This window comes from Methylophaga sp. UBA5088 (assembly GCF_002414625.1).
Taxonomy (GTDB): Bacteria; Pseudomonadota; Gammaproteobacteria; order Nitrosococcales; family Methylophagaceae; genus Methylophaga; species Methylophaga marina.
The window spans coordinates 15,942-21,849 of record NZ_DIAC01000002.1 but is presented as its reverse complement, the minus strand read 5'-3'; the positions used below and the strand labels follow the sequence as shown (position 1 = coordinate 21,849).

Below are 5,908 nucleotides of genomic sequence, written 5' to 3'. Positions count from 1 at the left end.
AGCAAACCAGTCGTATTAGTGGGTAAAGGGCTCACCTTTGATGCCGGTGGTATTTCACTTAAACCATCTCAAGGCATGGATGAGATGAAATACGATATGTGTGGCTCAGCGAGCGTGCTTGGCACTCTGCAAGCAGTGGCAGAATTAAATCTGCCGATCAATGTAGTGGGCGTGGTGCCAAGTTCTGAAAACATGCCTGATGGTGATGCCAACAAACCTGGTGATATCGTCACTAGCATGGCTGGTAAAACCATCGAAATTCTCAATACTGATGCTGAAGGCCGCTTAATTTTGTGTGATGCACTCACCTACAGCGAGCGCTTCGATCCTGAAATCGTCATTGATATTGCCACACTGACTGGCGCTATCATTGTGGCTTTGGGCAGCACAACGACAGGTTTAATGGCGAATAATCAACAACTGGCTGATGACTTGTTAAAAGCCGGTAATGATAGTTTTGATCGTGCATGGCAATTGCCTTTGTGGGATGACTATCAACCCTTGCTGGACAGCAATTTTGCCGACATCGCCAATGTCGGTGGTAAAGAGGCTGGTAGTGTTACTGCCGCTTGTTTCTTATCAAGGTTCACTGAAAAATATACTTGGGCGCATCTTGATATTGCAGGTACCGCATGGAATAGCGGTAAAAACAAAGGCGCTACTGGTCGTCCCGTGCCGATGTTAGTTCAATATCTGCTGAATCGCATCGAGTCTAATCAGTAACCATGACTCGAATCAGCTTGTATATTCTCAAATCGAGTGAGTTAGACAAGCGGCAGGCATTTGCCTGCCGTCTTGCTGAAAAGGCGTATCATCAAGGTCATCAAATCTATATCCACACTGCATCTGAACAGGAAAGTCAGTCAATGGACACGGCCCTCTGGGCAATTCGACCAGACAGTTTTGTCCCTCACGAAGTGACTGATCAAACAGATAATCAAAGCCCTGTACTCATCGGCTATCAGGATAAACAGCCTCCAAGACTGATGGATGTGATGATTAACCTGACAGAAGAACAACCTCTATTTTTTAGTCAGTTTGAGCGTGTGGCAGAAATTATTGATGATAATGAATCCAGCAAACAGGCTGGTCGTCAACGGTTTCAGTTTTACAAACAACGTGGCTATGAAATCGAAACTTTCCACGTATAGACCACGCCACTACCGCTAGAAAAACTCAAAACAAACATTGCCCTGAACAGATGTTCTCACAGCAGGTATAATGCGTCGTTTATTTTGTATCGTATACAGACTACGTTCGTATATCCCGTACACCGACCAGACAGACAAGACATCACATGGAAAAAACATACAACCCTGACGCAATTGAGCAACGCTGGTACCAGAAATGGGAACAGGCTGGCGAGTTTAAGCCGACAGGTGAAGGTTCACCCTACGCCATTATGCTACCTCCACCCAATGTGACCGGTAGCCTGCATATGGGCCATGGCTTTAATAACACCATCATGGATACCTTGACTCGTTATCACCGAATGAAAGGTGACAATACCTTATGGCAACCCGGAACCGATCATGCCGGTATCGCCACGCAGATGGTGGTAGAGCGCCAACTTAACGCCGAAGGAAAAACACGTCACGATCTTGGTCGTGATGACTTCACCAAACGTATCTGGGAATGGAAAGAAGAATCCGGCGGTAACATCACGCGTCAATTACGTCGTCTTGGTTCCTCACTGGATTGGTCCCGTAATCGTTTCACCATGGATGACGATTTGTCTGAAGCGGTTAAACACGTCTTCGTGAATTTATACAAAGAAGGCCTCATCTATCGTGGAAAACGATTGGTTAACTGGGATCCCAAACTCCACACCGCCATCTCTGATCTGGAAGTAGAAAACCGCGAACAAAAAGGTCATATGTGGCATCTGCGCTACCCGCTTGCTGATGGATTGACCACCAGTGAAGGTAAGGATTACATCGTTGTCGCCACTACCCGTCCAGAAACCATGCTGGGTGATACAGGTGTCGCTGTGAATCCTGAAGATCCACGTTACAAGGATCTGATTGGCAAAGAGATTCTATTGCCGTTAGTTAATCGACGCATTCCGATTGTGGGTGATGAACATGCCGATATGGAAAAAGGCACGGGCGCGGTAAAAGTAACACCAGCCCATGACTTCAATGACTATGAAGTTGGCAAGCGTTGTGGTCTGCCCATGATCAATATCTTCACACTCAACGCTGATGTACGTGATGTTCCACAAATATTCCATACAGATGGCAGTGCCAATACTGACATTGAAGCCAGTATTCCGGAAGCCTATCGTGGATTAGAGCGCTTTGCCGCACGTAAAGCGATTGTCGCCGACTTCGATGCAGCAGGTCTGCTAGAAGAAATCAAAGATCATGACCTGACGGTACCTTATGGAGATCGTGGTGGCGTCGTCATTGAACCGATGCTGACAGATCAATGGTATGTCGATGCAAAAACACTGGCCAAACCAGCTATTGAAGCAGTCGAAACAGGCAAAGTGAAGTTTGTACCTAAGTCTTATGAAAACATGTATTTCAGCTGGATGCGTGATATCCAGGACTGGTGTATCTCGCGCCAACTCTGGTGGGGTCACCGCATTCCTGCCTGGTACGATAAGCAAGGCAATGTTTATGTAGGTCATGATGAAGAGGCTGTTCGAGCTGAGAATAACCTCGCTGCAGACATTCAATTAACTCAGGATGAAGACGTACTTGATACCTGGTTCTCCTCAGCACTTTGGCCCTTCTCAACTCTAGGTTGGCCTAAGGAGGATGACGCAGTAAAAACCTGGTATCCGGGTAATGTGTTGGTTACCGGTTTTGACATTATTTTCTTCTGGGTAGCCAGAATGATGATGATGGGCATTCATTTCATGGATGATGTGCCGTTCAAAGAAGTATACATTCACGGTCTGGTTCGTGATTCGCACGGCCATAAAATGTCAAAATCCAAAGGTAATGTGCTAGATCCAATCGATATCATCGACGGTATTGATTTAGAAACACTGGTACAAAAACGTACGTCGGGCATGATGCAGCCACAACTGGCTGAGAAAATTGAAAAAGCGACACGCAAAGAATTCCCGGAGGGCATCGAGCCCCATGGTACAGACGCACTGCGCTTTACCTTTGCTTCGCTGGCTTCTACCGGCCGTGATATCAACTTTGATATGAATCGTATCGCTGGCTACCGTAATTTCTGTAATAAATTATGGAATGCAGCGCGTTATGTTTTGATGAACACCGAAGGACAAGACACCGGTGTTGACAATGATGAAGTGGAACTCAGTCTGGCGGATCGCTGGATTATTTCGCAATTGCAAATCGCTGAAAAAGAAGTCAGTGCAGCGATTGAAGCTTATCGATTTGATCACGCTGCTCAAGGTATTTATGAATTTATCTGGAACAGCTACTGTGACTGGTACTTAGAACTATCCAAACCAGTATTAAATAGCGAATCCGCTTCTGATGCAGCCAAACGAGGTACACGTCGTACACTGGTGCGTGTGCTGGAAGCCACATTAAGAATGGCACATCCGTTTATGCCGTTTATTACAGAAGAAATCTGGCAGACCATTGCCCCGCTCGCTGGAGTAAACGGTAAGACGATTATGCGTCAGCCTTATCCTATAGCCGATGAGAATAAGGTTGATCATGCGGCAGTCACCGAGATGGAATGGGTCATGCAGTTCATTACGGGTATCCGTTCTATACGCTCGCAAATGAATATTGCACCGAAGAAAACATTGCCGGTCTTGCTCAAAGATGCTTCTGAATCAGATAGAGCCATTCTGAGCAGTAATCAGCAGTTCCTGAGCCGTCTGGCGAACCTTGAATCAATTGAAATTCTGGAAGGTGCTGCACCCGCAGCTGCAACAGCATTAGTGGGTAAAATGGAAATTCTGATTCCGCTGGAAGGTTTGATCGATAAAGAGGCTGAAATCAATCGCCTGAATAAAGAAATGGCGAAGCTGGATAAAGTCATCAAACAATCTTCAGGCAAGCTGTCGAATGAAAATTACGTCGCCAAAGCACCTGCTGAGGTCGTGGCAAAAGAAAAAGAGAAATTAGCAGAGCTCAAACAATCCTATGCCTTACTTGAACAACAACTTAAGGCTCTGAGCTAACCCACTCTCTGATTGTGAGCAAAAAAAAGCCGCTGATGAACAGCGGCTTTTTTTATTTCAGAATAAACTAACTTATTCTTTTTCCATACCAATTTCATACAGTTCGATATTGGCTTCTTCAATTTCACCAGTGGTTGCATCCACATCGACTTTGACTTCATAGCCATGAATGCTTTGAATATCAAATTCATACGTCGCATCTCCGTCAAAGCCCACTTCGTATTCAGAAGCAACGACTTCACCCGGGTGAACAGAAAGAGCGAACTCTTTCGCTTCCGCTTGTGAGATTTTAGCTAATTTTTTGAAAACAGGATCATTAGCATCCACTTCACGCTCAATCTCTGTAATGAAACCTTCTTCAGCGTTACATTCCACATTGTAAGTGTTGCCATCAGCTTTCGCTTCAATGTCGAATTCGTAGATAGGATCATCACCTTCCATTTTCATTTCGACTTTACGAGCATGACCAGGAATAGTGTCTAATGCCGCATCTAAACATGTTTCAATTTTGACGATATCCCAGCTACGGATATCATCTAAGTCGTAGTTGTCCGTATCAGCGAATGCTGTTGAACTGAGTGTTAAAGCGATGGCAGCGGGGATGGTCTTCAAGAACATTGAAGTCATAGTGTTGAGCTCCTTATTAGATTAGATCAAAAAGATCAGTCTCTACCCACAAGAGCAATGATCAAACTTGTAGGTAAATTATAACATCCATTGAACAGAACAGGAAAAATTCCTATTTCGTGAAATTTTATCAAATGGTAGGCAGGAAGTTTTTCCTAAATACTCACTCGCTTATATTCGCGGTAATCGGGACACCAAAAGATTTTCTCAATTTTTTGCTCTAGTTCTTGATCAGAAATAAAGGGAGCTAATTCTTGTTGTTGAGCCACTTTCACAATTTGTGATGCCATTTTCTTACTCAACTCAGCAATATTGTCTAATGCTGGCAATAAATCACTGCCCTTGCCATTCACAAACGGTGACGCTGAAGCAAGCACCTCACTGGCCACCATCATCATTTCGGGCGTAATGTGTTTTATCTGCCCAGCAATAACAGCTAAACCAATGCCTGGGAAAATATAACTGTTATTACATTGTGCTACAGGGTAAGTTTTATCCCGGTAGTGAACCGGCTCAAATGGACTCCCTGTCGCTATAATCGCTTGACCATCGGTCCAGCGAATCAATGATTCAGGTATGGCTTCAATTTGTTTAGAGGGATTACTCAAAGGAAAGATAATCGGTCTTTCACAGTGTGATAACAGATTTTTTATCAAACGCTCATTAAACAATCCAGCCTGTCCAGAAACACCAATCAACACGGTAGGTTGTACATGCTGAATGACATCATCCAATGCTAATGTGCTGTTATCAACACCCCACTGCTCTCGAATACGAGATTTCTGGCTTAGCCTACGTTGAAAATCAAACAGCCCAGCCATATCGTCAACAAGCAAACCAGCTTTATCAATCATAAACACGCGCTCACGTGCCTGTGCTTCATCCAATCCTTCCGCCATCATTTGACGAATGATTAGTTCAGCAATGCCGCAGCCGGCAGATCCAGCGCCAGCAAATACGATTTTTTGTTGTGACAATGTTTGATTTTTTACCTGACACGCCGCTAATAAGGTGCCAACCGTGACAGCAGCCGTACCCTGAATATCATCATTAAAACAACATAGTTGATGCTGATAATGCTCAAGAATTGGTAAAGCCTTGCTTTGCTCAAAATCTTCAAATTGCAGCAACACATCAGGCCAGCGTTTCTTTACAGCTTTG

General features: G+C 44.5%; 5 protein-coding genes. 3 read left to right on the top strand and 2 right to left on the bottom strand.

Translation table 11 applies throughout. From position 1 onward, the window contains the following. The 3 genes from B4K20_RS00315 to B4K20_RS00305 all read left to right on the top strand — a co-directional run. Positions 1-723 (top strand): leucyl aminopeptidase (locus B4K20_RS00315; protein ID WP_289281446.1); only part of this gene is annotated, 723 nt, incomplete at its 5' end. Between the two features lie 2 nt (positions 724-725). Then, the gene (locus B4K20_RS00310; RefSeq protein WP_289281445.1) at positions 726-1,151 is read left to right on the top strand and encodes a DNA polymerase III subunit chi; all 426 of its coding nucleotides are present in this window, start codon (positions 726-728) and stop codon (positions 1,149-1,151) included. Positions 1,152-1,297: 146 nt separating this feature from the next. Further along, a complete protein-coding gene (locus B4K20_RS00305) occupies positions 1,298-4,120 on the top strand; it encodes a valine--tRNA ligase (protein ID WP_289281444.1) in 2,823 nt (940 codons plus the stop codon). Between the two features lie 72 nt (positions 4,121-4,192). Here the strand turns inward: B4K20_RS00305 and B4K20_RS00300 are convergent, their stop codons facing one another. Both B4K20_RS00300 and maeA read right to left on the bottom strand, forming a co-directional pair. After that, the gene (locus B4K20_RS00300; RefSeq protein WP_286304995.1) at positions 4,193-4,747 is read right to left on the bottom strand and encodes a PepSY domain-containing protein; all 555 of its coding nucleotides are present in this window, start codon (positions 4,745-4,747) and stop codon (positions 4,193-4,195) included. Between the two features lie 155 nt (positions 4,748-4,902). Then, on the bottom strand, positions 4,903-5,908 hold a 1,006-nt coding region (gene maeA, locus B4K20_RS00295), incomplete at its 5' end, for an oxaloacetate-decarboxylating malate dehydrogenase (protein WP_289281443.1).

Excerpts from the sequence above, each read along its gene's own strand:
- B4K20_RS00305 (WP_289281444.1), top strand. The coding sequence starts at position 1,298 with ATGGAAAAAACATACAACCCTGACGCAATTGAGCAACGCTGGTACCAG.
- B4K20_RS00300 (WP_286304995.1), bottom strand. The coding sequence starts at position 4,747 with ATGACTTCAATGTTCTTGAAGACCATCCCCGCTGCCATCGCTTTAACA.
- B4K20_RS00310 (WP_289281445.1), top strand. The coding sequence starts at position 726 with ATGACTCGAATCAGCTTGTATATTCTCAAATCGAGTGAGTTAGACAAG.